Below are 21,850 nucleotides of genomic sequence, written 5' to 3'. Positions count from 1 at the left end.
GGAGGGGAACGTCAATGAGCGGTCGTCCACGCGACGCCCAGATCGACCGGGCGGTGCTCGGTGCGGTGTCCGACCTCCTGGAGGAGTCGGGCTACCGCGAACTCGCCGTGGAGCGCGTCGCCCGCAGGGCCGGGGTGAGCAAGGCCGCGGTGTACCGGCGCTGGCCCGACCGGCAGCGGCTGGTGCTGGCCGAACTCAGCCGCCGTCTGGGGCGGGTGGAGACCCCCGACACCGGCTGCACCCTGTGCGACCTCAATGAATCCCTGGCGCTGTTCGCCCGGACCTTCCGGTGTATGGGACCGGAGTTCTTCGGACCCCTGCTGGCCGATTGCTCATCCGACCCCGAACTGCGCCGCACGTTCATGGACACTCTGTTCGACCCGCCCCGGGCGGCCGTGCGCACCACCCTGGAGAAGGGGCGCGAGCGCGGTGACCTGCGCGCCGACGCCGACCTGGAGCTGACAGTGGACGGCCTGGCATCGCTGGTGCACTACCGGCTGCTGTTCGGGCACGCGCCGGTGGACGCCCGGGAGATCGGTCGGGCCGTCACCGGGCTGCTCCGCGGCCTGGCATCGGACTACGACGCCCTGGCGGCGAAGGCCGCCGGACACGCCGAGGGCGCGCACCCCCGGTAGCCGGCCGCCGCGGAGGCGTGCCCCGTCGACTCCTCGGAGGTGTCCGCCCGGCCGACGGGCGGGGCGGGCCGCCGGTCCGCGGATCCCGTACACCCCTGGGGCGGCGGTTCGGAGCCGTACGAACATGCGATACAGTCTTACCTGTTGGCGCCGCCGCGGTGGCGCCGGCGGGACGTAGCGCAGTTTGGCAGCGCACTTGACTGGGGGTCAAGGGGTCGTGGGTTCAAATCCCGCCGTCCCGACAGATGAAGGGCGTTCACCGAGGTGAACGCCCTTTTCCGTGTGCCGGGGAGCACACCGGTGCCCCCCTCGGCCGTCCGGGACCGCGGCCGCACCGCCTCGGGCGGTGCGGCCAGACGACGCCGCGGAGGTGGGTGGCGGCGGCGTCCTCCCAGGTGTCGTGGTCTGGGTGCCCGGTGCAGGGGGGCACGCCGGGGAGCGCCCCGGCGCGCCGTCCGGCGCTCGCGGGGGCGGGTCAGGCGGGGGAGGGATGCGGCGCTCCGTGGGCGTCGGCCAGCAGCCGGGCCAGGACGGTGAGCGGGGGGACGGTGCGGTCGGTCCGCCAGAGCAGTCCGAGGCGGCTCGCCCCCTCCAGCCCCCGGACCGGGAGGAACCGCACGTCCGTGCGGGTGCTGTGCTCGCTCAGCGGGCGGCAGACCAGCATGGTGTGGTGCCCTGAGGCCACCAGGGCGAGCCCCTCCTGGAGGGTGGCGACACCCCGGGTGGAGGGGATGGGGCGGCCCGCCGGCGTGGTCGGCGGGGTGTGGGCGGCCGTCCAGTAGTCCGGGGCGTCGCCGACGCGGTGCAGCAGGTCGGACCCGGCCAGGTCCTCCACCGGGACCGCCTCCCGGTCCGCCCACGGGTGGTCACCGGCCAGGGCGAGCAGCCGGTCCTGGGGCGGGAAGAGGAACCCGACCGTCAGTTCCGGCTCGTGGACGGGGAGCTCGGCGATCACGGCGTCCACCGCGCCCTCCAGCACCGCCGCGAAGGGCGTGCCCAGGGGCAGGTCGCAGGTGTGCACCGAGACCCCGTGCTCCTCCCGCAGGGCGCGGAACGTCCGGGTGACCTCCTCGTACACCATGCCGGTGAAGCCGATCCGCAGTTCCCGCAGCGCTCCCCGCATGGCGTTCTCGCGCGCCCGGGAGAACGCGGCCGCCAGTGCCCGGTAGGCGGGGCGGACCTCTTCGACGAACTCGGCACCCAGGCGGGTGAGCGCCACCCGCCTGCTGGTGCGCTCCACCAGCCGCGCGCCGACGCGCCCCTCCAGCGAGGCGATGAGCTGGCTGGCACGGGACTGGGAGTAGCCCAGGCGCTCGGCGGTCCGGCCGAAGTGCAGCTCCTCGGCCAGGGTGACCAGGCACTCGACCTGCTGGAGGTGCACCTGGTTCATCGGGGGGACCCGGTTCGTCGAAGGAGGGGTGTCCGGCATATCGATGAGCCTAGCTCATCGATCCTTGAGCGGATCGCCGTTGTTCCCGGGGCTCCGGAGCGGTGGGGTGGACCCCATGGAACGACTCTCTCCTCCCGCGCGCGATCACGCGCGGACCTCTCCCCGCGGCCGGGCCGCGGTCGCCGTCCTGGCATCGGCCACGTTCACCGTGGTGACGTCCGAGATGCTGCCCGTGGGGGTGCTGACCCCGATGGCGGAGGGCCTCGGGGTGTCCCCCGGGGCGGCGGGCACCAGCCTGACGGTCACCGGCCTGGTCGCTGCGGCGGTCGCGCCCGTGGTGCCCCGCCTGTTGGGGGACCTCGACCGCCGCGCCGTGCTCGCGGCGGCGATGGTCGTCCTGGGCCTGGGCAACCTGCTGACCGCCCTGGCCGGGGGCTTCGGACTCCTCGTCGTCTCGCGGATCGTCCTCGGGATCGGGATGGGGGCGGTGTGGGGCCTGGCGGCGGCGGTCGCCGTCCGCCTGGTCTCGCCGCGCGACGCCGCCCTGGCCGTGTCGGTCACCGTCGGCGGGGTGGCCGCGGCCTCCGTCCTGGGCGTGCCGCTGGGCACCCTGGTCGGCGGCCTCGCCGGCTGGCGGGCGGCGTTCGCGGTGTTCGCCGTCCTCGCGTTCGTGCTGGCCGTCGGGCTGGCCGCCGTGCTGCCCCGGCTGCGGCGCCCGGAGCCCGCCGGAGCGGAGGGCGGCGGCGAACGCCGCCGCCTGCTCCGCCCGGCGGTCGCCGCCGGCCTGGCCGCCGTGGCACTCCTGGTCGTCGCGCACTTCGCCGCCTACACCTACGTCCGCCCGGTCCTGGAGGACCGGGCGGGGTTCCCGGCGGGGGCGATCGCCGTGCTCCTGCTGCTGTACGGGGTCTTCGGGCTCGCCGGCAACTTCGGCGCCGGGGCCCTCGCGGCGCGTCGGCCCGGACCGACGGTCCTGCTGCTGGCCGGGGGGATCGCCGCGGCCGTCGCCGTTCTGGCGGCCTCCGGGACGGCCGCCGCGGTGGTGGCGGCGGTCGCCCTGTGGGGCGCGGCCTACGGCGGGCTCTCCGTGGCCGGGCAGCTCTGGATGACCGCGGCGGCGCCGGACCGCGTCGAACACGTCACCGGCCTGTACGCCGGGGTCTTCACCGCCTCCATCGCTCTGGGCGCCTTCGCAGGGGGAGCCGTCGTCGACACCGCGGGGACCGCCCCGCTGCTGTGGGGCGCGGCGGGGCTCGCCCTGGCCGCCCTCGCCGTCGGGGCCCTGGGTGCGGGGGCCGGAGCGGGCGGGCGGCCGGGGGCCCGGGATCAGAACAGCAGGTAGGCGGTCAGGGCCGCCGCGGACAGGACGGAGAACAGCGCCCAGGCGCCGAGGCGGAGGTCCCCGACGCGCAGGTGGGCGACGAGGGCGCCGATGAAGTACAGGACGAGCCCCGCCGCGGCGGCCAGCCCCACGGCGGGTACGGCCAGGCCGGCCAGCAGCCCCAGCGCTCCCGCGCCGAGCAGTGTCCCCAGCACCGGGATCCACGTGCGGGGCACACCCAGCCGGTCCGCCTCTTCGCGCGGGTAGCGGTGGCCGGTGAGGTTCGCGACCGCCGCGGCGGCGCAGAGGAGCGCCGCGGGCAGGACGGCGGCGAGGTGGAGAAAGGACATCGTTCGGCTCCGGACCGTTCGGGGTCGTTTACACCCCTGGGACGGACCGCGTCCCCCTGATGTGACACCGCGCCGCCCGGACCCGGGGACCGCCCCGGGCGGCGCCCCCGTGCTCCGCCCGGGGCGGGCTACCGCTCCCGCCCCGGCAGCACGCTCGGCAGGAAGGTGTCCAGGGCCGCCTGGACGTGCCGCTCGACCTCGTCCTCGTCCAGGCGCGCGGCCCCGTCGCCCAACAGCATGGCGCGGTTGACCGGCTCGCCCATGACCAGCCAGTTCAGGTGGGTCGCGGCGAGCCCGGGGTCGGGCACGTCCAGGATCGCGAGGCCGTCGAGGGCGCGCAGGGTCGCTGCGAGCGAGGCGATCGCCCGGCGGGGGCCGTGCTCGTACAGCGCGGCGGCCAGCTCCGGGGACCGGGTCGCCTCGCCGATCACCAGCCGCCGCAGGCCCAGGATCGCCGGGTCCAGCACCGTCGCCAGCTGGGCGCGGAGCACCTCGCCGAGCACCGCGCGCGGGTCGGATCCGGGCGCCGGCCGCGGCGGCTCGGCGAGCACGTGCTCGCTCGCCGCCACCGTCTTGGCGGTGACCAGTTCGAGGAACAGCGCCCGCTTGCTGCCGAAGTGGCTGTACAGCGTTTGCTTCGCGATACCGGACTCGCTCGCGATCGAGTCCATGGTCACCGACTCGTACCCGGTGGCCAGGAACTGGCGCTCGGCCGCCGCGAGGGCGGCCTCCCGTTTCTGGACCGAACTGGGGCGCACGCGCTCACTCCTCACGCTTCTTCTCTTGCAGAAATCATACTCGGCAGTCTAATCTCAGAGAAGTAAGACTCATCAGTCCAGAAAGTGGGGCCGCCATGTCCGCCGACACACCTCTCGTCTTCGAGGCCGAACTGCGCACCGGCCCGGAGGCCGGCTCCTGGACCGTCTTCGACGTGCCCGGCTCCGCGGCCTTCTTCGGCACCCGGCGGCCGGTGCGGGTCCACGGCACCCTCGACGAGGTGCCCGTGCAGATCACGCTCATGCCCACCGGGAACGGCGGCCACATGGGCTCGGTCAAGGCGGCGACGCGCAAGGCGCTGGGCAAGGAGGCGGGCGACCGCGTCCGGGTGAGCGTCGCGGCGGTCGCGCCGTGAACGGGGTCTGGGCGCTCGTGCACGCCGAACGCCGCGCCCTCGTCGAGGACCTGGCCGGGCTGTCGCCGGACCGGTGGGGGACGCCCTCGCTCTGCGACGGCTGGACCGTCCACGACGTGGCGGCGCACCTGGTCGACTCCGCGCGGACCACGCGCGTCGGCTTCGTCCTGGGCATGCTGCGGGCGCGGCTGGACTTCGACCGGCTCAACGGGGCCGGTGTCGCCCGCGAGCGCGGGAACGGCCCCGCCGACACCCTGGAGCGGCTGCGGGAGGTCGCGCCGCGGACGACGGCGCCTCCGGCGCCCCTGGACACGCGGCTCGTGGAGGAGGTCGTCCACGGCGAGGACATCCGGCGCCCCCTGGGGATCGTCCGCGCGTACCCGCCGGAGGCGGTGGAGCGCGCCCTCCGGCTCCAGGCCCGCACACCGGCGGCCTATGGCGGAGGCCGGGAGAGGGCCGCCGGACTGCGGCTCGCCGCCGCCGACGGAGGGCCCGAACTGGGCGACGGCCCGGTCGTCTCCGGTACGGCGCTGGACCTGCTCCTGGCCCTCTCGGGCCGCGGGGCGGCGCTGGAGGGGCTGGGCGGCCCCGGCGCGGACGCCCTCCGCGCCCGGCTCTGAGGCCCCGCGGGCCACGCGGCCGGTTCCGGCCACACCCTCGCGAAGGCCCCTCCCGGAGCCCCGTCCCCGCCCCGACCTCCGGTTCCGCCGCCGGTGCGCCCGCGCCCGTCCGGAACCGCACGGCCCGGGCGGCCCCGCCGCCGGGGAACCCCGCGGCCGTGGCGGAACCGCCTCCTTCGGAAGGCCGTCCCACCCGCGAACCGTACGACGGGAACGGGATAGTGGGCGCATGCGGGACGAAGTCGAGGGATCGCGGTGGCTCCTCGCGGCCTTGGCGGCGCCCATCGCGGTAACGGTGCTCCTGGGCGCCTCGTACCTCCATTACGGATGGGCGCCGAACGCCGCCGGTGTGTTCGTCCTCGTGGTCGCCTGGATCGTCGGGGTCGTGCTGGTCCTCTTCGCGGTCGTGCGGGATTCCGCCGGCTGGACCCCTCTGATCCTCGGCCTCGTGGCCGTCGCGGTCCTGCTCGGCGCAGTCCAGTTCCTGGGGCGCGGACTGGCCTACCGCACGGTCGCCGTGGTCGAGACGTGCACGGTGACGTACGTCGGCGGCGAGGCCATCGCCGGGCGCTCCGCAAGGGGACCGGGCCGGGTGTGGGAGGAGGACCCCGTCACGGGTACGGGGAACTTCACGGTCGAGTGGGACTGCGGCGGCACCCTGACGACCTCGCGAACGACCGCGACCCGGCCCGACGCGGAGCCCGGGCAGGTCATGGAGGTGGCCCGCGACCCCCGGGGGACCATGCCGTCGATGCGGGCCGAACAGGCGCTGGGCCTGCTGTGGCCGTCGGTGTGGTTCCTGGCCGGCGCCTCCCTGCTGGCCGTCGCCCTGCCCCGGCCGCGGCGTCCCCGGCCCGGGGAGGACCCGCGGGGGGAGCGGCCGGAGTCCACCGGGTCGGCGGGGCGCCGGCCGGGCGGAGCGCCCCCGGACGAGCACTGGTCGGACGGCCGCTGGCAGGGGGAGGAGTACCCGGACGACGGATGGCGGGGGGAGGCGTGGACCGGCGACCGGTGACCCGCCCGGGGGCTACCGGCGGGGGCGGCTGAGCGGGCGCCCCGGGGCCGGGCGGTCCTCCACGACGGAGGCCAGCCCGTTGAGGCGCAGCCGGGTGGCGCCCTTCAGGTGGGCGACGTCCTGGGACCCGTCCCCGGTCAGCACCAGGAAGGCGTACTGCTCGGTCCAGGTCAGCAGGGTCCCCCCGGTCTCGGGCGCGAACTCCAGGATCACCTGGGAGGTCCACCGGGTCACCCCGTTCACCCGGGCCTCGTACCCGTACACGATGCGCCGGTCGGGCGCGATGTCCAGGAACCGGGACCGGTACTCCAGCTCCTCCGGCCCCTCCGTGCCGGGGAAGACGCTCCCGGCCTCCTCGGTGCCGCCGGTCCGGAAGTCCAGCCGGTGGCGGGCCGTCGCCGACGGTCCCGGCATGCGGAACCACCGGCGGCGCAGCGGCTCGTCGGAGAATCCGGCGAACACCCGGCCGGGAGTGGCGGCCAGCGTGAAGGGCACGGTGAAGGTGCCGTGCAGTACGGGGGAGGTCTCGGTCATACCGCTGCCAACCGCCGCCCGCCCGCCCTGATTCCGGTTCCGCTCACGTTCCCCGCCCGGGGCCGCCCCTTCCCCAAAAAATTGAACGATGGTACAACTTGTACTCTCGTTCAACTTTCTCGAGAGAAGGGAGACACCCGTGGAACGCCCCGGAGCGCGCGCCTGGGCCGGTCTCGCGCTGCTGTCACTGCCGACGGTGCTGCTCGGCCTGGACGTCACGGTGCTCTACCTCGTCCTGCCGAGCCTGGCGGCGGACCTGGAGCCCACGGCCGCGCAGACCCTGTGGATCATGGACGCCTACGGGCTCCTCATCGCCGGGTTCCTCATCACCATGGGGAGCCTGGGGGACCGGATCGGCCGCCGCCGGCTGCTGTCCGTGGGCGTCGTCGCCTTCGGCCTCTTCTCGGTCCTCGCGGCGTTCGCCCCCACCGCGGAGTGGCTGATCGCCGCCCGGGCGCTGCTGGGCGTCGCGGGGGCCACGCTCATGCCCTCCACCCTCGCGCTGGTGGGGACGCTGTTCCCCGACCCCCGGCACCGCGCCCTGGCCATCGGGATCTGGGCCACCATGTTCGCGCTGGGGATGGCCGCGGGCCCGGTGGTCGGCGGCGCCCTGCTGGCGCACTTCCCCTGGGGGTCGGTGTTCCTGCTCGCGGTCCCCGTCGCCGCGGTCGTCGCGGCCGCCGCCCCGTTCCTGCTGCCGGAGCACCGGGACCCCGGCCGGGGCGGCTTCGACCTGCCCGGCGTGGCGCTGTCGCTGGGGGCGCTGCTGCCGCTGGTCTACGCCGTCAAGCACCTGGCCGCCGACGGGCCCGACCCGTGGACCCTCGGCGCCGCCCTGCTGGGCGCGGTCTGCTCGGTGCTGTTCGTCCGCCGCCAGCTCCGCTCTCCGGAGCCGCTGCTGGACGTGTCCCTGTTCGCCGACCGCGCCTTCTCCGCCGCCCTGCTCGTGCTGCTGGTCGGGCTGGTCGGCGTCGGCGGGGTCATGTTCCTGGTCACCCAGTACCTGCAGCTGGTCGAAGGGCTCTCCGCCACCGAGGCGGGGCTGTGGATGGGACCGCCCGCGCTGGCGATGCTCGCCGCCGCGGTCGGCGCCCCGCTGGCCGCCCGGCGGATCCGCCCCGGCACCGTCATGGCCGCGACGCTCGGCGCCTCGCTGGCCGGGTACGCGCTGCTGGCCGCCGCCGGCCCGGAGGAGCGGGTCTGCGTGGTCGCCGGGTTCACCCTGGTCTACCTCGGGCTCGGGTCCATCGCGGCCCTGGGGACCGACATCGTCGTGGGCGCGGCGCCCGCGGACAGGGCGGGTTCGGCGGCGGCGGTGTCCGAAACCGTGCAGGAACTGGGGCTGGCGGTCGGCGTGGTGCTGCTGGGCGGGCTGTCCACCGCCGTCCACCGCTCCAGGGTCGCCCCTCCGGACGACGCGCCCGCCGCCGTGGCCGCGCGGGTCGGCGAGGGTCTGTCGGGCGTGCGGTCGGTGGCCCACCGGCTGCCCGAGGCCACCGTCCGGGACGCCGTCGACGCGTTCGTCGCCGGGCTCAACCTCGCGGCCCTGGCGACCGGACCGGTCGTCGCCGTGCTCGCCGTGGTCTGCGCCGTCGCCCTGCGGCACGTCCGCCCCATCGGGGCCGGAACGGGCGGCGGCCACTAGCCTGGGCGGTGAGGGAGGCACCATGGGCGAGACGACGGCGGTCACCGACGGGCGCAGGATCAGGGGGGAGCGCCGCCGGGCCGAGATCATCGACGCGACCCTGCGGGTCGTGCACCGCGACGGCGCCGCGGGCGTCACCCACCGCACCGTCGCCCGCGAGGCCGGGGTGACCGCCAGTCTGACCACCTACTACTTCGCCACGCTCGACGACCTCCTCGTGGCGGCGCTGTCGACCGTCGCCGACCACTACACCGCGAGGATCCGGGCCGTCACCGCCGCCGGCGGGGACACCCTGCGGGGACTGGCCGAGCTCCTCGCGGAGTCCGCGGGCCCCGGGCGCGAGCGCGCGCTCGCCGAACGCGAACTGTCCACCCTGGCGGCGCGGCGCCCCGCGCTGCGCCCGCTGGCCCGGCGGTGGCGGGAGGAGGTCGCCGGGCTGGCCCGCGCCCGCACCGACGACCCGGCCGCCGTCGAGGCCCTGGTCGCCGCCTCCGACGGGCTGTGCGCCTCCCTGCTGCTGGGGGGCGCCGAGGCCGACGTCGACCACCTGCACGCGGTCCTGAGCCACGCCCTCACCGGAGGCCGGTGACCGCCCGGCCCGAAACCGTTCCGGGCGGCGCGGGGTGCCGTTTTCGGAATCCCTTTTCCCGTTCCGGGCGGGTGCTGTTTTTCGAACCCCGTGTTGTCCGGATATGCGGGGGCCCCGCCGGAATTCCGGCGGGGCCCCTTCTCGTTCGGGCCGGGATCAGACGCGGCGCAGCCACAGGTAGACGGTGGCCCCGCCGTCGCAGAGGTAGTCCGAGTAGCGGCTGCTCTGCACCTGCTTGCGCCCCTCTTCGTGGCAGGCGGAGTAGGTCCAGTACCAGGAGTAGTACTCCCAGCAGGGAGGAACGTTGCCGTTGTGCTCGCACTGCGGGGTCGGTTCGACCGCCGCGGCGGGGGAGGCGAGACCGAGGGTGACGACGGTCGTCATGGCGGCGACGGCGAGCGTCTTGGCGAACTTCACGAACCACCTCTTCTTTTGTCCCGTAAAGGGTGACCGGAAAGGAACCCGATGGAGCGGGTGCGCGATCGCGCTCATCCGGATCGAGATGATCATAAATTCCACGGGTCTAAAGCCGGGGGAAAGCGGGGGTAAAGCAATGGTCAAGCGAATTCATATATACGAATTCTGGTTTTTTATCGTGTTCTGTCGGGGCGGCCGGGGCGGCGGAGCGCCCGGTCAGCCGCGGCCCAGGAGGGTCTCGCCCATCGGGGTGCGGGTGTGCAGCACCCGGTTCCCCTCCCGGCGGGCGTGGACCAGCCGGGAGCGGCGCAGCACCCCCAGGTGGTGGGAGGCCGTGGAGACCGCCATCCCGCAGGCGTCGCCCACCTCCGAGGTGGTCCGGGGCCCGTCCAGGCAGGCCAGCACCCGGGCCCGGCCCGCGCCCAGCAGCTCCGTCAGCGCCTCCTCGGCGGCGGGGCCGTGGATCCAGGTCTCGGCCAGCCCGTCCACCGGATAGAACAGGGAGGGCTGGACCGGCGGTTCGGTGAGCACCGCGCACCGGGCGGTGCCCATCACCGACGGGGCGAGCACCACCCCGCTGCCCTCGCACCGCACGTCCTCGTCGTGCATGCGCAGCGACACCTCGATGGTGTTGCGATGCCAGTGCACCGTCTCGTGCAGGGTCGCCACCATCGCGCCCACCCCGCCGGCGCCCATCCGCCGCATCCGCAGGTCGATGTCCGCGCCCATCAGCCGGCGGATCTGCGGCCAGTGCGGGGCCATCGTCGCCTCCCACACCTGCTCCCAGGCGTCGGCGATCATGTCCCGGGTCCGCCGCGGGTGCTCGATCATGCCCGCCACCAGGTCCCTGGCGCGCCCCTCCGAACGCACCAGCACCTTGCCCAGGTCGAAGCGGACCGCGTCCATCGGCACCGCGCGCAGCCGCTCGATCTCCTCCTCGGGGGTCATGTCCCAGCTCGGCGCCGCGGTGAGGAAGTCCGGGAAGTACCCCTCCCGGCGGATCACCGCGGTCAGCCGGTCCAGGGCCGCGGCCGGCACCGACGCCCGCACCGACCGCAGCCACCCCCACTGGAGCGGGTGCCGCTGCGGGTTCAGCAGGATGCGCACGGCGTGCGCCAGCTCGTGGCCCGGGGACACCCCGAACCGGATGGCCGACACGTCGTCGGCGCCGATGTGGAACCGGGCGCTCTTTCGATCCATGTCGAAACAGTAGAGCCTCCCGGGCTCGCCCGCCAGAGTGGGGACATCGGCCGGACGGCGGGGACGCGAACCGCTCGGAGGCCCCACAGGAGAAGAGGAAACCATGGACACCACCGCGAACACCGCGGCCCCCCGCGCCATCCCGTTCGACGAGATCGTCATCGGCGAGGCCCGCCGCACCCTGCTCTTCGAGGGCCGCAGGTACGGCTCCGGGATCAGCTTCTTCCTCGTCGACAACGAGCCCGGCCAGGGCCCCGGCCTGCACCGCCACCCCTACAGCGAGACCTGGACCGTCCTGGAGGGCGAGGCCACCATCACCATCGGCGAGGAGCGACTGGTGGCCCGGGCCGGGGACACCGCGGTGGTCGGCCCCCACGTGTGGCACGGGTTCGTCAACTCCGGCACCGGACGCCTGCGCATCATGTGCGTGCACGCCTCCGACACCATGATCCAGGAGTTCAAGGACGAACTGTGACCCGCCCTCCGGGACCGGCGCCCCAGGCGGCCCGGCGCAGGACCCGCCCGGGCCGCTCGCCGGTGGCCGGGGCGCCCGGGGAGGCGGCGGGCACCGGACCGGCGGCCGACAGGACCGGGCCCAGGACACGGAGGACGCGCGCCGCTCGGAGTCCGCCGTCGCGGCCGGGGGCGGGGTGGGTGCCGGACACCGGCTTCCTGCGCACGGTGGCGACCCGGAGCCTGGTCAGAGAGGCCTCCGCCACGGCCGTCCGAGCCCCGGCGCAGCACCGGGAAGAAACTCCGCCGCGCGTTGTTGCCCATGGACGGCGACGACGCTAAGGGGGACGCCATGACGGGCGGAGCACCGGGAGGACCGCAGGAGGCCGAGGCGGTCGTGGTGGGCGCGGGCCAGGCCGGCCTGTCGGCGGCCTGGCACCTGCGCCGCCTGGGCCTGGTACCGGGCACCGACGCGGTGGTCCTGGACCGGGGGCCCGCCCCCGGCGGGGCCTGGCAGTTCCGCTGGGAGGCGCTGCGCCTGGACGACGCCCACAAGGTCGACGACCTGCCGGGCATGCGGGAGATCGGGCTGAGCTTCGCCACCGCCGACGGCGACCGCCCGGCCCGCGACGTCGTCCGTGAGTACTACGACCGCTACGAACGCGCCTTCGACCTGCGGGTGCGCCGCCCGGTCGAGGTCACGGCGGTCCGCGAGGCCGGCGACGGCCGCCTGCGGGTGGAGACCGACCGGGGAGCCCTGCTCACCCGGGCGCTGGTCAACGCCAGCGGCACCTGGGCTCGGCCCTTCCGCCCCTACTTCGCGGGCGCCGCGGACTTCCGGGGCGTGCAGGTGTCCACGCCGCAGTACCGGTCCGCGCGGGACTTCGCGGGCCTGCGCGTGGCCGTGGTGGGCGGGGGCACCTCCGCCACCGGCTTCCTGCACGAACTGGAGGGGGTGGCCGCCTCGACGGTCTGGGTCACCCGCCGCCCGGTGCGGTTCACCGACGACCCCGGGGCCGGGGTCGCCGCGGTGCGCCGGGCGGACGAGGCCGCCCGCGCGGGGCGGCCGCTGCCCAGCATCTCCAGCGGCACGGGCCTGCCCGCCACCCCGCGCAACCTGGCCGCCGTCGAGCGCGGGCTCCTGGTCGCCCGCCCCATGTTCGCCGCCGTGGAGCCCGACGGGCTGCGCTGGGCCGACGGGACCTTCGAGCCCGTGGACGCGATCATCTGGGCCACGGGCTTCCGCGCCGAGCTCACCCACCTGGCCCCCCTGGGGCTGCGCGAACCCGGGGGAGGGGTGAGGGTGGAGCAGGGCCGCTCGGTGCGCGACCCGCGCGTGTTCCTGGCCGGGTACGGGCCGCAGGCCAGCACCATCGGCGCCAACCGGGCCGGGCGGACCGTCGCCCGCCAGGTGGTGGAGTACCTGCGCGGCGCACCGGCCGCCGCCTGAGCCGACCGGGCCCGCCCCGTTCAGGCGGAGGCCTCCCCGGCCGCCGCCTCCAGCGCGGCCAGGACCGCCGCCAGCGGCCCCGGCACCCGCTCGGGGGCCAGGGCCCGTGCCATCGCCCGGGCGTACTGCTCCTTGTTGTTGCTCATGAACCCGTGCAGCTGCCGGTCGGCCGGCCGGCCCCGGTGCGCGGGCTGCCTGCGGTAGATCCGCAGGGAGCGCTCCCTGCCCTGGCCGGCGATCACCTGTTCCACCCCGGCCACGCCCAGCGCGCGGATCAGCTCGTCCTCCAGGTCGTCCACGCACACGTGGAAGTCCCGGCCCAGTCCCGCCCCGGCGAACGCCCGCGCGAAGTGCCGCTCCTCGGCGGCGTCGCACAGCCCCACCAGGCGCAGCCCGGCGCCCCGCGGCCCCAGCCGGGCCACGAAGCGGCCGACGTTGGTGGCCCCGCCCATCGGCACGATCGCCGCGCCCAGGAGCCGCGGGTCCAGTCCGCGCCCCGGGGCCAGGGCCAGCAGGGCGGCGCGATCGCTCTCGCCCTCGACGAGGATCGCGGTGCCCAAGCCGTTCAGCCCTTCCACGGGCGTCACACTACGGTCCGCGGACCGGTGGCCGCACGCCGTTTTCGCCGCCGCACGATCGTTCAAGACGCGCTCGGCCCCGCGGTGCTCCGATACGTGCGGGGCGCCGGGCGGCGCCCGGACGGCACCCTCCCGGGAGGAGACGAGGACATGGCGATCGGTTTCGTCGGACTGGGGATCATGGGGACCCCCATGGCGCTGCGGCTGCTGCGGGCGGGCACCGACCTCGTGGTGTGGAACCGGTCCCCGCACCGGTGCGGGCCCCTGGAACGCGCGGGCGCGCGGATCGCCGCGAACCCGGCCGAGGTGTTCGACTCCTGCTCCGCGGTGATCCTCATGCTCTCCGACGAGGCGGCCGCCGACGCCGTGCTGGGCCGCACGGCGGAGGGGGAGGTGGCCGTCGGCGTCGCCGGGCGCACGGTCGTCCACATGGGCACGATCGCCCCGGCGGCCTCCCGCTCCCTGGGGGCGGACATCGAGGCCGCGGGCGGCCGCTACGTGGAGGCCCCGGTCTCGGGCTCGCGCGGGCCGGCCGAGGAGGGGACCCTGGTGGCGATGCTCGCGGGCGACCCGGAGCCGGTGGCGGAGGCCGCCCGGATCATCGCGCCGCTGTGCGCCGACCAGGTCGTGTGCGGGCCGGTGCCCGCCGCCCTGACCCTCAAGCTCGCGGTGAACACCTTCCTCATCACCCTGGTCACCGGGCTGGCCGAGGCGTTCCACTTCGCCGAGCGCCAGGGGCTGGACCCGGGCCTGCTGGCCCGTGTCCTGGACGCCGGGCCCATGGCCAGCGCCGTTTCCCGGGCCAAGGCGGACAAGCTCGTCTCCGGGGACTTCGCGCCGCAGGCGGCGGTCACCGACGTGTTCAAGAACAGCCGCCTGGTCGTGGAGGCCGCCCGCGCGGCGGGTGCGGCGGCGCCGCTGATGGAGGCGTGCCTGCGCGCGTTCGCCGACGCCGACCGCTCCGGCCACGGCGGCCGGGACATGGCCGCCGTCATCGAGGCGCTGCGGGCGGCCGACCCCGGCCCCGCTCCGGAGCGGGCGCCCGCTCCAGCGCTGCCGCCCAGCGGCCGGGGGTGAGCCCGTAGGCGCCCTTGAAGACGCGGGTGAGGTGGCTCTGGTCGGCGAACCCGGCCTCCACCGCCGCCGCGGACAGGGGGACGCCCGAGGCGATCAGCCGCCGGGCCCGGTCCAGCCGCCGCATGGCGCGGAACCGGGTGGGGCTGGTGCCGAACGCCTCGCGGAACCGCCGCGCGACCGTCCACCGGTCCAGTCCGCAGGCCCGCTCCAGCTCCTCGGCGGAGTGCGCGGCGGCCGGGTCGTCGGCGATGAGCCCGCGCGCCCGCTCCAGCGCCGCCAGCGGCAGGGGACCGCCCCGGGGCCGGGCCTGGGCGGACCGCCCCGACCAGGCCAGGAGCAGGTCGGCCAGGGACGCGGCCAGCTCCGCCCCGGCCAGGCCGTCCAAAGGGTCGTCCATGGTGCCCAGCCACCGCAGCAGGGCGCGGGGCACCCGCTCGGCGGGCACCACGGGGTCGGCCACGAACGGCAGCGGCACCCCGCCCAGCGCCCGCTGGACCAGCGCGGGGTCGATGTGGACGATCCGGTAGCCGAACCCCTCCTCGGTCCCGGCCGCCCCGTCGTGCTCCTCGTCCGGGTGCAGCACGTGGGCCTGCCCGGGCAGGCAGTGGTGGCGCCCGCCGCGGTAGCCGAACCCCTGGACTCCGGCCAGGGTGACGCCGACCGCGTACACGTCGTGCCGGTGCGGGGCGAAGCCCCCGGAGGAGAACGACACCGCCAGCCGCTCGATCCCCGGGGCGCCGCGCCCGTAGCGCAGCCTGCCGCCCCGGGCGCCCGCCAGGGGCCCGACCGGTTCCGGGGTCGTGTCGTCCATGGGAGGACCACGGTAGCCCAGGCCCTCCGTCCGGTACCGGACGCGCCGCCGCCGCGGGGATACGATGCGACCGGCAGTGCCGTCGCCGGGAGGAGAAGCGGGATGCGGGCCAACGAAGTCCCCACGGAGGAGATCACACGCGATCCGGCGGCCTTCGCCGACCGGGTCACCGCGGACGGCCGGTTCGGCCGCGCCGCCGAGCCCGGGCGCTACCGGCTGGTGGTCAACCGGGCCTGCCCGTGGGCGCACCGGACCGTCATCGTCCGCCGCCTCATGGGCCTGGAGGACGCGGTCTCCCTCGCCGTCACCGACCCCAGGCAGGAGGTCATCGACGGCGACCCGCACTGGGTGTTCACCGAGGAGACCGGCAGCCCGGGCGGCGTGGACCCGGTGCTGGGCATCCACGCCCTGCGCGAGGCCTACCTGGCCCGCGACCCCGGCTACACCGGCGGGGTGAGCGTGCCCGGCCTGGTCGACACCGCCACCGGCCACCTGGCCACCAACGACTACGACCGGCTCTGCCTGGACATGGCCACCGAATGGGGGCCGCTCACCCGCGAGGGCGCCCCCGACCTGTACCCGGAACCGCTGCGCGAGGAGATCGAGGCGGTCGGCGCGGAGGTCTACCGCGACCTCAACAACGGGGTGTACCGGGCCGGGTTCGCCCCCGACCAGGAGCACTACGACCGCGCCGTGGCCGGGGTGTTCGCCCGCCTGGACGACCTGGAGGCGCGCCTGTCCTCCCGCCGCTACCTGGTGGGGGAGACCCTGACGATGGCCGACATCCGGCTGTTCACCACCCTGGTGCGCTTCGACGCCGTGTACCACGGGCACTTCAAGTGCAACATCGCCAAGCTCATCGAGTACCCGGCGCTGTGGGCGTACGCCCGCGACCTGTTCCAGACCCCCGGGTTCGGCGACACCACCCACTTCGACCACATCCGGGTCCACTACTACTGGGTGCACACCGGCATCAATCCGACGCGGGTCGTCGCCGCCGGGCCCGACCCGCAGGGGTGGCTCGCCCCGCACGGGCGCGAGGCGCTGGGCGGGTCGCCGTTCGGGGAGGGCACCGCGCCCGGCCCGGTCCCGGAGGGCGAGCGCGTCCCCGCCATCGCCGACTGAGCGCCGCCCCGAGCGCCCGCCGTGCCGCCGGGGTCCGCGAGGCGCCGTCGGGGCCGAAGGCCCCCGTCCCCCGAGGGCGCCGCGCAGGGTGGCGGTGCCGCGGCCGTCGGCCGCCCGCCGGGGACCTCCCGCCACGCGGCGGAGGGCCGCGAGGACACGGTCTAGAGACGGGCGGCGTGCTCGCGCAGCACCCGCACGGCCTCGGTGATCGCCGGCCGGCGGGACGCGCCCTCGCGCCACAGCACCGCCAGGCCCCGCACCGGTGCCGGGTCCACCGGCCGCACCGCCACGTCGGCGGGCAGCGGCCCCCGGCCCAGGCGCGGGACCACGGCGACGCCCAGGCCGGCGGCCACCAGCGCCAGCTGCGTCTGGTACTCGGCCACGTAGTGGGCGATGTCGGGCTCGGTGCCGGTGGAGCGCACCGTGCGGGTCAGCCAGTCGTGGCACACCGTCCCCGGGGGCTGGCAGATCCACCGCTCCCCGGCCACGTCGGCGCGGGTCAGGGAGTCCCGGACGGTGAGGGGGTGGTCGGGCGGCAGCAGGACGTCGCAGCGGTCCTCGCCGATGCGCTCCCGCGCCACCCCCTCGGGGACGCTCATCGGGGCGATGTCCCAGTCGTGCACCACGGCCAGGTCCACGGTGCCCTGGGCGACCATGTGCGGGGTGGCGTGCGGATCCTCCTCGAACAGCCGCACGTCCAGCGCGGGGTGGGCGGCGGCCAGCTCGGCGAGCACCCCCGGCAGCAGCCCGCGCGCGGCCGTGGCGAAGGACGCGACGGTCAGCCGCCCGTGCGGGCGGCCGCGCCGCTCCTCCAGGGACACCTCGGCCTCCTCGACCAGCGCCAGCACCCGCCCGGCGGTGCCCACGAGCATCGCGGCGGCGTCGGTGAGCACCACGCCGCGCCCGCGCCGCTCCAGCAGCGGGGTGCCGGTTTCGCGTTCGAGCTTGCCGACCTGCTGGGAGACCGCCGACGGGGTGTAGCCCAGGGCCTTGGCGGCGGCCGCCACCGATCCGTGGACGTGGACGGCGTGCAGGGCGCGCAGCCGGGAGAGGTCGAGCACGGGGCGCTCCTTCCGGGAGGACACCACCATTATGTAGCAGACGTGAATCCGACGGTGTAGGAATCTTCGCTGGTGCTTAATCCGCCGGGCGGCCATGATCGGACCCATGCGTCCCTTCCACCTGTTCCTGGCCGTGCTCGTCGCGGCCGTCTGGGGTGTCAACTTCGTCGTGATCGAGGTCGGCCTCGACCACTTCCCGCCCCTGCTCTTCACCGCCCTGCGCTTCCTCGTCGCGGCCGTGCCCGCGGTCTTCCTCGTCAAGCGGCCCCGGGTCGCCCTGGGGTGGATCCTCGTGGTCGGGCTGACCCTGGGGGTGGCCAAGTTCGGGCTGGTCTTCACCGGCATGCACCTGGGCATGCCCGCCGGGCTCACATCGCTGGTGCTCCAGGTCCAGGCGGTGTTCACTGCGGTCTTCGCGGTGGTGTTCCTGGGCGAGCGGCTGCGCCCGCTGCGCTATGCGGGCATGGTCGTGGCGCTGGGCGGGATCGGTGTCGCGGCCTGGGCCCAGGGCGGATCGGGGCCGCTGGCGGCGTTCTCGATGATCATCGCGGCGGCCGCGTTCTGGGGCCTGGCCAACGTGGCCACCCGTAAGGCGGCCCCGCCCGACACCCTGTCCTGGATGGTGTGGGTGAGCCTGGTCCCGCCGCTGCCGCTGTTCGCGCTGTCCCTGCTCGTGGAGGGGCCGGAGGCGGGCCTGGCCGCGCTGCGCGGCCTCGACCTCACCGGGATCGGCGCACTGCTGTTCATCGCCTGGGTGGCGACCGTGTTCGGGTTCGGCGTGTGGGGGTTCCTGCTGCGCGAGCACGACGCCTCGGCGGTCGCCCCGTTCACGCTGCTCGTGCCGGTGTTCGGGATGCTCTCGGCGTGGGTGTTCCTGGGGGAGGAGGTCACACCGCTCAACCTGCTGGCCGCGGTGCTGCTGGTGGGCGGGGTCGCGCTCACCGCCCTGGGCGGCGGGCGCTCCCGGGCCGGGGGCCGGGACCCGGGGGAGGAACGGGGGAACGGTCCGGAGGAGGGCGTCAGCGGCGGGCGAACTCCGGGGCGTGTTCCGAGCGCAGCCCCAGACCGATGAGGCGGGCGGGCACCGCGGTCATGAACGGCAGGTGCTCCAGCACCCAGAGCACCGGTGCGGGCGGCCCCATCCTGCGGCCCTGGAGGATCGGCTCGACCAGGATCTTCTCCATGGTCCGCTGGAGGCGCTGGACGACGGCGGTCGGCGCCAGCCTGCGCGCGCGCACCCGCGCCAGGGCGCGCCTGTCGGCGGTCCCCCTCCGGAGCGGTTCGGCCAGCAGGGTCGCCGCGGCCACCGCGTCCTGCACGGCGAGGTTGATGCCGACCCCGCCCAGCGGGGACATGGCGTGCGCGGCGTCGCCGATGCACAGCACGCCCTCGGCGTGCCAGCGGTGCAGCCGGTTCAGCCGGATGTCCAGGTGCTTGACGTCGTCCATGGACCCGATGGAGTCCACCCGGTCGGCCAGCTCCGGGAGCAGTTCGGCGACGTCGGCGCGGAACGCCTCCACGCCCCGGGCGCGCAGGTCGGGGTCGGTGCCCTTGCGGCCGATGTAGGCGACCTGGAGGTACCCCTCGCGGGGGATGACGATGAGGAACCGGCCCCGTCCGGCCCGGGGGGTGAGCGCCATGGCGTCCTCCGGCGAGCCGGGCAGCCGGAACCACCAGGCGTCGATGCCCACCGGGAACTCCGCGGGGACCAGCCCCGCCTCGCGGCGGACCAGCGACCAGCGGCCGTCGCAGCCCACGGTGAGGTCGGCGCGGATCTCCCCCTCGCCGCCGGGGCCCCGGTACCGGGCGCCGACGACGCGGCCGCCCTCGCGGACCAGCCCGGTGGCCTCGGTGCCCATCCGCAGGGTGAAGGAGGGCTCCTCGTTCGCGGCCCCGGCCAGCAGGTTCAACAGGTCCCACTGGGGCACTATGGCGACGCTCCGGTAGGGGTGGGGCAGGCGGCGGAAGTCCGCGATGGTCACGATCCTGTCCCCGCCGAGGGGGAAGGCGACCCGGTCCAGCGGGCTCTGCGGCAGGGCGGCGAACTCCTCGCCCAGGCCGAGCTCGTCGAGCAGGCGCACGGTCGAGGGGTGGACGGTGTCGCCCCGGAAGTCGCGCAGGAAGTCGTCGTGCTTCTCCAGCACGGTCACCGCCACGCCCGCGCGGGCGAGCAGCAGGCCGAGCACCATCCCGGCGGGGCCGCCGCCGGCGATCAGGCAGGTCGTCTTCTCGGTCATCGGGGACTCCTGTTCCGGGGCTCCGTCGCCCCTGGTTCAGCGCGGCGGGTCGGTCGCCGCCGCTCGGAGGAAGGCGTCGCCGAGGACGGCGCAGGTCTCCTCCACGTCGGGGAAGTCGATGCCGGGCACCCCGGCCAGGGCGGGGCGCAGGGCGAAGTGGATGACGGCGGGGCCGACGAGCTGCTGGGCCAGCAGGGGCACCGGGAGGTCCCGCAGCCGCCCGGCGTCGATCTCCCGGTGCAGCCAGCCGCCCAGGGCGGCCAGCATGCGCGGGAAGAACCGGCTCGTCAGGAGGTTCCGGGCGGGGCCGCCGGGCCGGGCGAACACGTCGGCCAGCAGCGCGGGCATCACCCGGGGCTCGTCGGTGAACGCCCGGGCCAGCGCCCGGTGGACGCCCAGGACGGCGGCCGCCAGGTCCTCGCCCGGGTCGGCGAGGTGCCGCTCCAGCTCGGTCAGCGGGCCGTACCGCTCGAAGACCGCGGCCAGCAGGGCGTCGCGCGACCCGAAGGCGGCGTACACGCTGTGCACCGAGCAGTCGGCGGCGGCCGCGACGGCCTCCAGGGTGGTGGCCGCCAGGCCCGTCTCGCCCAGGAGGCGCGCCCCCGCCTCGACGGCCCGCTCCCGGACGGGAGGGCGCCCGCCCGGGTCGACGCCCGCCTCGCGGACCGCCGTGTCCAGGGCCCCGCGCCTGCCCCCGAGGCGGCGCAGGAGGGTGCTGCGGGAGACCCCCGCCTCCTGGGCTATCTCGATGAGAGGCACGTCGGCCACGTCCTTTCCCGTCCGCTCGGCGGCGCGGATCGCCGCGCCCACCAGATCGTCCGGAACCTTGGGGTGTTCGGTATCTGACATCAAGATAAAGGTAACCCGTAATCGAGTCTCAGGCAAGAGGGTCGGTGACGGAGTGACCACTGAGGAGAATGAGGAGAAAGAGCAGCCGTGTGCGGTCCGGGCCGCCGCCCGTCCGCCGGCTCAGGCGGCGGGCGGCAGTGCGACCGACGACAGCACCCGGGCGGCCCGCGAGTCCGAGTTCGCCGCACGGCGCAGCAGCGGCCGGGGCAGCCGCGGCAGGGCCCGCAGCGCCGCCGACCGCAGCGTCACCCCGAGCCGGGAGCGCGGGATGAGCGTGTCCATCGACGCCGTCCCCACCCCGCCCACCCGCCGCACGTAGGAGGCCAGGGCCGACTCGTACGCGGCGGGGCCGGTCCGCGGGTCCTCCCCGAGGTGGTGGGCGAGCGTGTAGGCGCCCACCACCGCCAGGGTGGTGCCGCCGCCGACCGCGGCGCCCGGGCAGTACCCGGCGTCGCCGACCAGCGCCACCCGGCCGCGCGTCCAGGAGTCCATGGCGATCCGGCTGATGGAGTCGAAGTACAGGCTCCCATCCCGGTCGGCGGCCTCCAGCAGTTCGGGCACCCTCCAGCCCTCCCCGGCGAACGCCTCCCGCAGGAACCGCCGCTGGGCGTCCAGGTCCCGGTGGTGCCCGTCGTACTCCCGCGCGTCCCGCGACAGCAGCGCGCCGCGGGCCCGGCCGGTGCCCGGCACCGGGAAGACCGCGGCCGTCCGGTCCACGGACTGGTAGAGCACCACCCGGCCGTCGGCCTCCCGCGGTTCGGGCAGGTCGAACACGGCGATGTGCCCGCCCAGGAACCTGCGGTACCGCTCCTCGGGGCCGAAGGCCAGGCGCCGGACGGCCGAGTGCAGCCCGTCGGCGCCCACCACCAGGTCGAACCGGCGCGGGGCGGCGCGCTCGAAGGCCACGTCGACCCCGTCCCCGTCGTCGTGCAGGGAGGCGACGGAGTCCCCGGACAGGTACTCGACGTCGTCGCGGACGGCCTCGTGCAGGATGCGGGCCAGGTCGCCGCGCAGCACCTCCACGTGCCGGTCGTCGGTGGCGACCTCCGCCAGGGCGCCCATGTCGACGTCGACCGGACGGCGCCCGGGCCGCTCCAGGCGGATGCGGGTGTTGCCGGTGGAGGCCTCGCGGATCCGGTCGATGAGGCCCATGCGCGTCGCGATCTCCACGGCGGGCTCGAACAGGTCGACCCCGAAGCCCCCGCCGCCCGCGGGCGCGCGCTCCACGAGCACGGGCCGGTGCCCCAGCCGGACGAGGCGGTGGGCCAGGACGGGGCCGGCGATCCCCGCGCCGGAGACGAGCACGGTCGCCATGGCGCCCTCCTTTTGTAGACTTACCGGAAGGTAAACAAAAAACACCG

Annotated in this window: 24 protein-coding genes and 1 tRNA gene; 13 read left to right on the top strand and 12 right to left on the bottom strand. The window is 75.7% G+C overall.

The genetic code is table 11. The annotated features are described in order from the left end of the window. Window positions 1-14 precede the first annotated feature (14 nt). Together ABZ249_RS01815 and ABZ249_RS01810 are read left to right on the top strand one after the other, a co-directional pair. Window positions 15-635 carry a TetR/AcrR family transcriptional regulator gene (locus ABZ249_RS01815; RefSeq protein ID WP_355255853.1) on the top strand — a complete coding sequence of 207 codons (621 nt, stop codon included), beginning with the start codon at window positions 15-17 and terminating at the stop codon, window positions 633-635. 168 nt (window positions 636-803) lie between these two features. Then, window positions 804-877, top strand: a tRNA-Pro gene (locus ABZ249_RS01810). A 233-nt stretch (window positions 878-1,110) separates the two neighbouring features. Here ABZ249_RS01810 and ABZ249_RS01805 read toward each other — a convergent pair. Next, complete coding sequence (locus ABZ249_RS01805) at window positions 1,111-2,025, bottom strand: LysR family transcriptional regulator (RefSeq protein WP_355255850.1); 915 nt, start codon at window positions 2,023-2,025, stop codon at window positions 1,111-1,113. Between the two features lie 115 nt (window positions 2,026-2,140). Here ABZ249_RS01805 and ABZ249_RS01800 point away from each other — a divergent pair, with 115 nt between their 5' ends. Beyond that, window positions 2,141-3,367 (top strand): MFS transporter, encoded by a 1,227-nt coding sequence (locus ABZ249_RS01800; RefSeq protein WP_355255847.1) that lies wholly within the window; start codon window positions 2,141-2,143, stop codon window positions 3,365-3,367. Here ABZ249_RS01800 and ABZ249_RS01795 read toward each other — a convergent pair. Further along, the gene (locus ABZ249_RS01795) at window positions 3,352-3,696 is read right to left on the bottom strand and encodes a DoxX family protein (RefSeq protein ID WP_355255844.1); all 345 of its coding nucleotides are present in this window, start codon (window positions 3,694-3,696) and stop codon (window positions 3,352-3,354) included. The two genes, ABZ249_RS01800 and ABZ249_RS01795, sit on opposite strands and share 16 nt — an antisense overlap. 128 nt (window positions 3,697-3,824) lie before the next feature. Beyond that, a complete protein-coding gene (locus tag ABZ249_RS01790; protein WP_355255841.1) occupies window positions 3,825-4,454 on the bottom strand; it encodes a TetR/AcrR family transcriptional regulator in 630 nt (209 codons plus the stop codon). 95 nt (window positions 4,455-4,549) lie between these two features. Here ABZ249_RS01790 and ABZ249_RS01785 point away from each other — a divergent pair, with 95 nt between their 5' ends. The 3 genes from ABZ249_RS01785 (at window position 4,550) to ABZ249_RS01775 (ending at window position 6,463) form a co-directional block, all read left to right on the top strand. After that, window positions 4,550-4,828 (top strand): DUF1905 domain-containing protein, encoded by a 279-nt coding sequence (locus ABZ249_RS01785; protein WP_220562381.1) that lies wholly within the window; start codon window positions 4,550-4,552, stop codon window positions 4,826-4,828. Continuing rightward, on the top strand, window positions 4,825-5,448 hold the full coding sequence (locus ABZ249_RS01780; RefSeq protein ID WP_355255838.1) for a maleylpyruvate isomerase family mycothiol-dependent enzyme: 624 nt from the start codon (window positions 4,825-4,827) through the stop codon (window positions 5,446-5,448). The genes ABZ249_RS01785 and ABZ249_RS01780 overlap by 4 nt, the downstream gene beginning before the upstream one ends. Window positions 5,449-5,677: 229 nt before the next feature. Further along, complete coding sequence (locus ABZ249_RS01775; RefSeq protein WP_355255835.1) at window positions 5,678-6,463, top strand: hypothetical protein; 786 nt, start codon at window positions 5,678-5,680, stop codon at window positions 6,461-6,463. A 12-nt stretch (window positions 6,464-6,475) separates the two neighbouring features. On the opposite strand, the gene ABZ249_RS01770 is transcribed toward ABZ249_RS01775, so the two are convergent. Next, complete coding sequence (locus ABZ249_RS01770; protein WP_355255832.1) at window positions 6,476-6,997, bottom strand: SRPBCC domain-containing protein; 522 nt, start codon at window positions 6,995-6,997, stop codon at window positions 6,476-6,478. Window positions 6,998-7,136: 139 nt separating this feature from the next. Between ABZ249_RS01770 and ABZ249_RS01765 the strand changes: the two genes are divergently transcribed. Together ABZ249_RS01765 and ABZ249_RS01760 are read left to right on the top strand one after the other, a co-directional pair. Further along, complete coding sequence (locus ABZ249_RS01765; RefSeq protein ID WP_355255829.1) at window positions 7,137-8,642, top strand: MFS transporter; 1,506 nt, start codon at window positions 7,137-7,139, stop codon at window positions 8,640-8,642. Window positions 8,643-8,664: 22 nt separating this feature from the next. Then, the gene (locus ABZ249_RS01760; RefSeq protein ID WP_355255826.1) at window positions 8,665-9,231 is read left to right on the top strand and encodes a TetR family transcriptional regulator; all 567 of its coding nucleotides are present in this window, start codon (window positions 8,665-8,667) and stop codon (window positions 9,229-9,231) included. Between the two features lie 156 nt (window positions 9,232-9,387). On the opposite strand, the gene ABZ249_RS01755 is transcribed toward ABZ249_RS01760, so the two are convergent. Continuing rightward, window positions 9,388-9,648, bottom strand: coding sequence for a hypothetical protein (locus ABZ249_RS01755; protein ID WP_220562373.1), 261 nt, complete (start codon window positions 9,646-9,648; stop codon window positions 9,388-9,390). Window positions 9,649-9,864: 216 nt separating this feature from the next. Next, window positions 9,865-10,848: a DUF5937 family protein gene (locus ABZ249_RS01750; protein ID WP_355255823.1), complete on the bottom strand. Its 984-nt coding sequence runs from the start codon at window positions 10,846-10,848 to the stop codon at window positions 9,865-9,867. Between the two features lie 103 nt (window positions 10,849-10,951). Here ABZ249_RS01750 and ABZ249_RS01745 point away from each other — a divergent pair, with 103 nt between their 5' ends. Together ABZ249_RS01745 and ABZ249_RS01740 are read left to right on the top strand one after the other, a co-directional pair. Continuing rightward, on the top strand, window positions 10,952-11,323 hold the full coding sequence (locus ABZ249_RS01745) for a cupin domain-containing protein (protein ID WP_355255820.1): 372 nt from the start codon (window positions 10,952-10,954) through the stop codon (window positions 11,321-11,323). Between the two features lie 330 nt (window positions 11,324-11,653). Further along, window positions 11,654-12,751: an NAD(P)-binding domain-containing protein gene (locus ABZ249_RS01740; protein ID WP_355255817.1), complete on the top strand. Its 1,098-nt coding sequence runs from the start codon at window positions 11,654-11,656 to the stop codon at window positions 12,749-12,751. A gap of 20 nt (window positions 12,752-12,771) precedes the next feature. Here ABZ249_RS01740 and ABZ249_RS01735 read toward each other — a convergent pair whose 3' ends face one another. Continuing rightward, window positions 12,772-13,329 carry a TOPRIM nucleotidyl transferase/hydrolase domain-containing protein gene (locus tag ABZ249_RS01735; protein WP_355255814.1) on the bottom strand — a complete coding sequence of 186 codons (558 nt, stop codon included), beginning with the start codon at window positions 13,327-13,329 and terminating at the stop codon, window positions 12,772-12,774. 150 nt (window positions 13,330-13,479) lie between these two features. Here ABZ249_RS01735 and ABZ249_RS01730 point away from each other — a divergent pair, with 150 nt between their 5' ends. Further along, a complete protein-coding gene (locus ABZ249_RS01730) occupies window positions 13,480-14,406 on the top strand; it encodes an NAD(P)-dependent oxidoreductase (RefSeq protein WP_355255811.1) in 927 nt (308 codons plus the stop codon). Here the strand turns inward: ABZ249_RS01730 and ABZ249_RS01725 are convergent. Beyond that, window positions 14,321-15,217: an AraC family transcriptional regulator gene (locus tag ABZ249_RS01725; protein ID WP_355255808.1), complete on the bottom strand. Its 897-nt coding sequence runs from the start codon at window positions 15,215-15,217 to the stop codon at window positions 14,321-14,323. The genes ABZ249_RS01730 and ABZ249_RS01725 overlap by 86 nt on opposite strands. A gap of 102 nt (window positions 15,218-15,319) precedes the next feature. Between ABZ249_RS01725 and ABZ249_RS01720 the strand changes: the two genes are divergently transcribed. After that, the gene (locus ABZ249_RS01720; RefSeq protein WP_355255805.1) at window positions 15,320-16,342 is read left to right on the top strand and encodes a glutathione S-transferase C-terminal domain-containing protein; all 1,023 of its coding nucleotides are present in this window, start codon (window positions 15,320-15,322) and stop codon (window positions 16,340-16,342) included. A gap of 161 nt (window positions 16,343-16,503) precedes the next feature. Here ABZ249_RS01720 and ABZ249_RS01715 read toward each other — a convergent pair whose 3' ends face one another. Then, window positions 16,504-17,403 carry a LysR family transcriptional regulator gene (locus tag ABZ249_RS01715; protein WP_355255802.1) on the bottom strand — a complete coding sequence of 300 codons (900 nt, stop codon included), beginning with the start codon at window positions 17,401-17,403 and terminating at the stop codon, window positions 16,504-16,506. 106 nt (window positions 17,404-17,509) lie between these two features. Between ABZ249_RS01715 and ABZ249_RS01710 the strand changes: the two genes are divergently transcribed. Next, on the top strand, window positions 17,510-18,475 hold the full coding sequence (locus tag ABZ249_RS01710) for an EamA family transporter (RefSeq protein ID WP_355255799.1): 966 nt from the start codon (window positions 17,510-17,512) through the stop codon (window positions 18,473-18,475). Here ABZ249_RS01710 and ABZ249_RS01705 read toward each other — a convergent pair. The 3 genes from ABZ249_RS01705 to ABZ249_RS01695 all read right to left on the bottom strand — a co-directional run bounded on the left by ABZ249_RS01705 (window position 18,423) and on the right by ABZ249_RS01695 (window position 21,803). Next, a complete protein-coding gene (locus ABZ249_RS01705; RefSeq protein ID WP_355255796.1) occupies window positions 18,423-19,640 on the bottom strand; it encodes an FAD-dependent oxidoreductase in 1,218 nt (405 codons plus the stop codon). The two genes, ABZ249_RS01710 and ABZ249_RS01705, sit on opposite strands and share 53 nt — an antisense overlap. 36 nt (window positions 19,641-19,676) lie before the next feature. Next, window positions 19,677-20,489, bottom strand: a complete 813-nt coding sequence (locus ABZ249_RS01700; RefSeq protein ID WP_355255793.1) for a TetR/AcrR family transcriptional regulator — start codon at window positions 20,487-20,489, stop codon at window positions 19,677-19,679. A gap of 120 nt (window positions 20,490-20,609) precedes the next feature. Further along, the gene (locus tag ABZ249_RS01695) at window positions 20,610-21,803 is read right to left on the bottom strand and encodes an FAD-dependent monooxygenase (RefSeq protein WP_355255790.1); all 1,194 of its coding nucleotides are present in this window, start codon (window positions 21,801-21,803) and stop codon (window positions 20,610-20,612) included. Between the last annotated feature and the right edge of the window lie 47 nt (window positions 21,804-21,850).

Origin of the sequence: Nocardiopsis sp. NPDC006139 (genome assembly GCF_040614155.1) — a bacterium.
Classification (GTDB): Bacteria; Actinomycetota; Actinomycetes; order Streptosporangiales; family Streptosporangiaceae; genus Nocardiopsis; species Nocardiopsis changdeensis.
The sequence above is the reverse complement of the archived record's forward strand: the minus strand, read 5'-3'. Positions and strand labels throughout refer to the sequence as shown.

What these genes read in the sequence shown, in the direction of transcription:
- ABZ249_RS01815 (WP_355255853.1), top strand. Translation starts at nt 15, where the DNA reads ATGAGCGGTCGTCCACGCGACGCCCAGATCGACCGGGCGGTGCTCGGT.
- ABZ249_RS01805 (WP_355255850.1), bottom strand. Translation starts at nt 2,025, where the DNA reads ATGAACCAGGTGCACCTCCAGCAGGTCGAGTGCCTGGTCACCCTGGCC.
- ABZ249_RS01800 (WP_355255847.1), top strand. Translation starts at nt 2,141, where the DNA reads ATGGAACGACTCTCTCCTCCCGCGCGCGATCACGCGCGGACCTCTCCC.
- ABZ249_RS01795 (WP_355255844.1), bottom strand. Translation starts at nt 3,696, where the DNA reads ATGTCCTTTCTCCACCTCGCCGCCGTCCTGCCCGCGGCGCTCCTCTGC.
- ABZ249_RS01785 (WP_220562381.1), top strand. Translation starts at nt 4,550, where the DNA reads ATGTCCGCCGACACACCTCTCGTCTTCGAGGCCGAACTGCGCACCGGC.
- ABZ249_RS01775 (WP_355255835.1), top strand. Translation starts at nt 5,678, where the DNA reads ATGCGGGACGAAGTCGAGGGATCGCGGTGGCTCCTCGCGGCCTTGGCG.
- ABZ249_RS01770 (WP_355255832.1), bottom strand. Translation starts at nt 6,997, where the DNA reads ATGACCGAGACCTCCCCCGTACTGCACGGCACCTTCACCGTGCCCTTC.
- ABZ249_RS01760 (WP_355255826.1), top strand. Translation starts at nt 8,665, where the DNA reads ATGGGCGAGACGACGGCGGTCACCGACGGGCGCAGGATCAGGGGGGAG.
- ABZ249_RS01750 (WP_355255823.1), bottom strand. Translation starts at nt 10,848, where the DNA reads ATGGATCGAAAGAGCGCCCGGTTCCACATCGGCGCCGACGACGTGTCG.
- ABZ249_RS01745 (WP_355255820.1), top strand. Translation starts at nt 10,952, where the DNA reads ATGGACACCACCGCGAACACCGCGGCCCCCCGCGCCATCCCGTTCGAC.
- ABZ249_RS01740 (WP_355255817.1), top strand. Translation starts at nt 11,654, where the DNA reads ATGACGGGCGGAGCACCGGGAGGACCGCAGGAGGCCGAGGCGGTCGTG.
- ABZ249_RS01730 (WP_355255811.1), top strand. Translation starts at nt 13,480, where the DNA reads ATGGCGATCGGTTTCGTCGGACTGGGGATCATGGGGACCCCCATGGCG.
- ABZ249_RS01725 (WP_355255808.1), bottom strand. Translation starts at nt 15,217, where the DNA reads ATGGACGACACGACCCCGGAACCGGTCGGGCCCCTGGCGGGCGCCCGG.
- ABZ249_RS01720 (WP_355255805.1), top strand. Translation starts at nt 15,320, where the DNA reads ATGCGGGCCAACGAAGTCCCCACGGAGGAGATCACACGCGATCCGGCG.
- ABZ249_RS01710 (WP_355255799.1), top strand. Translation starts at nt 17,510, where the DNA reads ATGCGTCCCTTCCACCTGTTCCTGGCCGTGCTCGTCGCGGCCGTCTGG.
- ABZ249_RS01705 (WP_355255796.1), bottom strand. Translation starts at nt 19,640, where the DNA reads ATGACCGAGAAGACGACCTGCCTGATCGCCGGCGGCGGCCCCGCCGGG.
- ABZ249_RS01700 (WP_355255793.1), bottom strand. Translation starts at nt 20,489, where the DNA reads ATGTCAGATACCGAACACCCCAAGGTTCCGGACGATCTGGTGGGCGCG.
- ABZ249_RS01695 (WP_355255790.1), bottom strand. Translation starts at nt 21,803, where the DNA reads ATGGCGACCGTGCTCGTCTCCGGCGCGGGGATCGCCGGCCCCGTCCTG.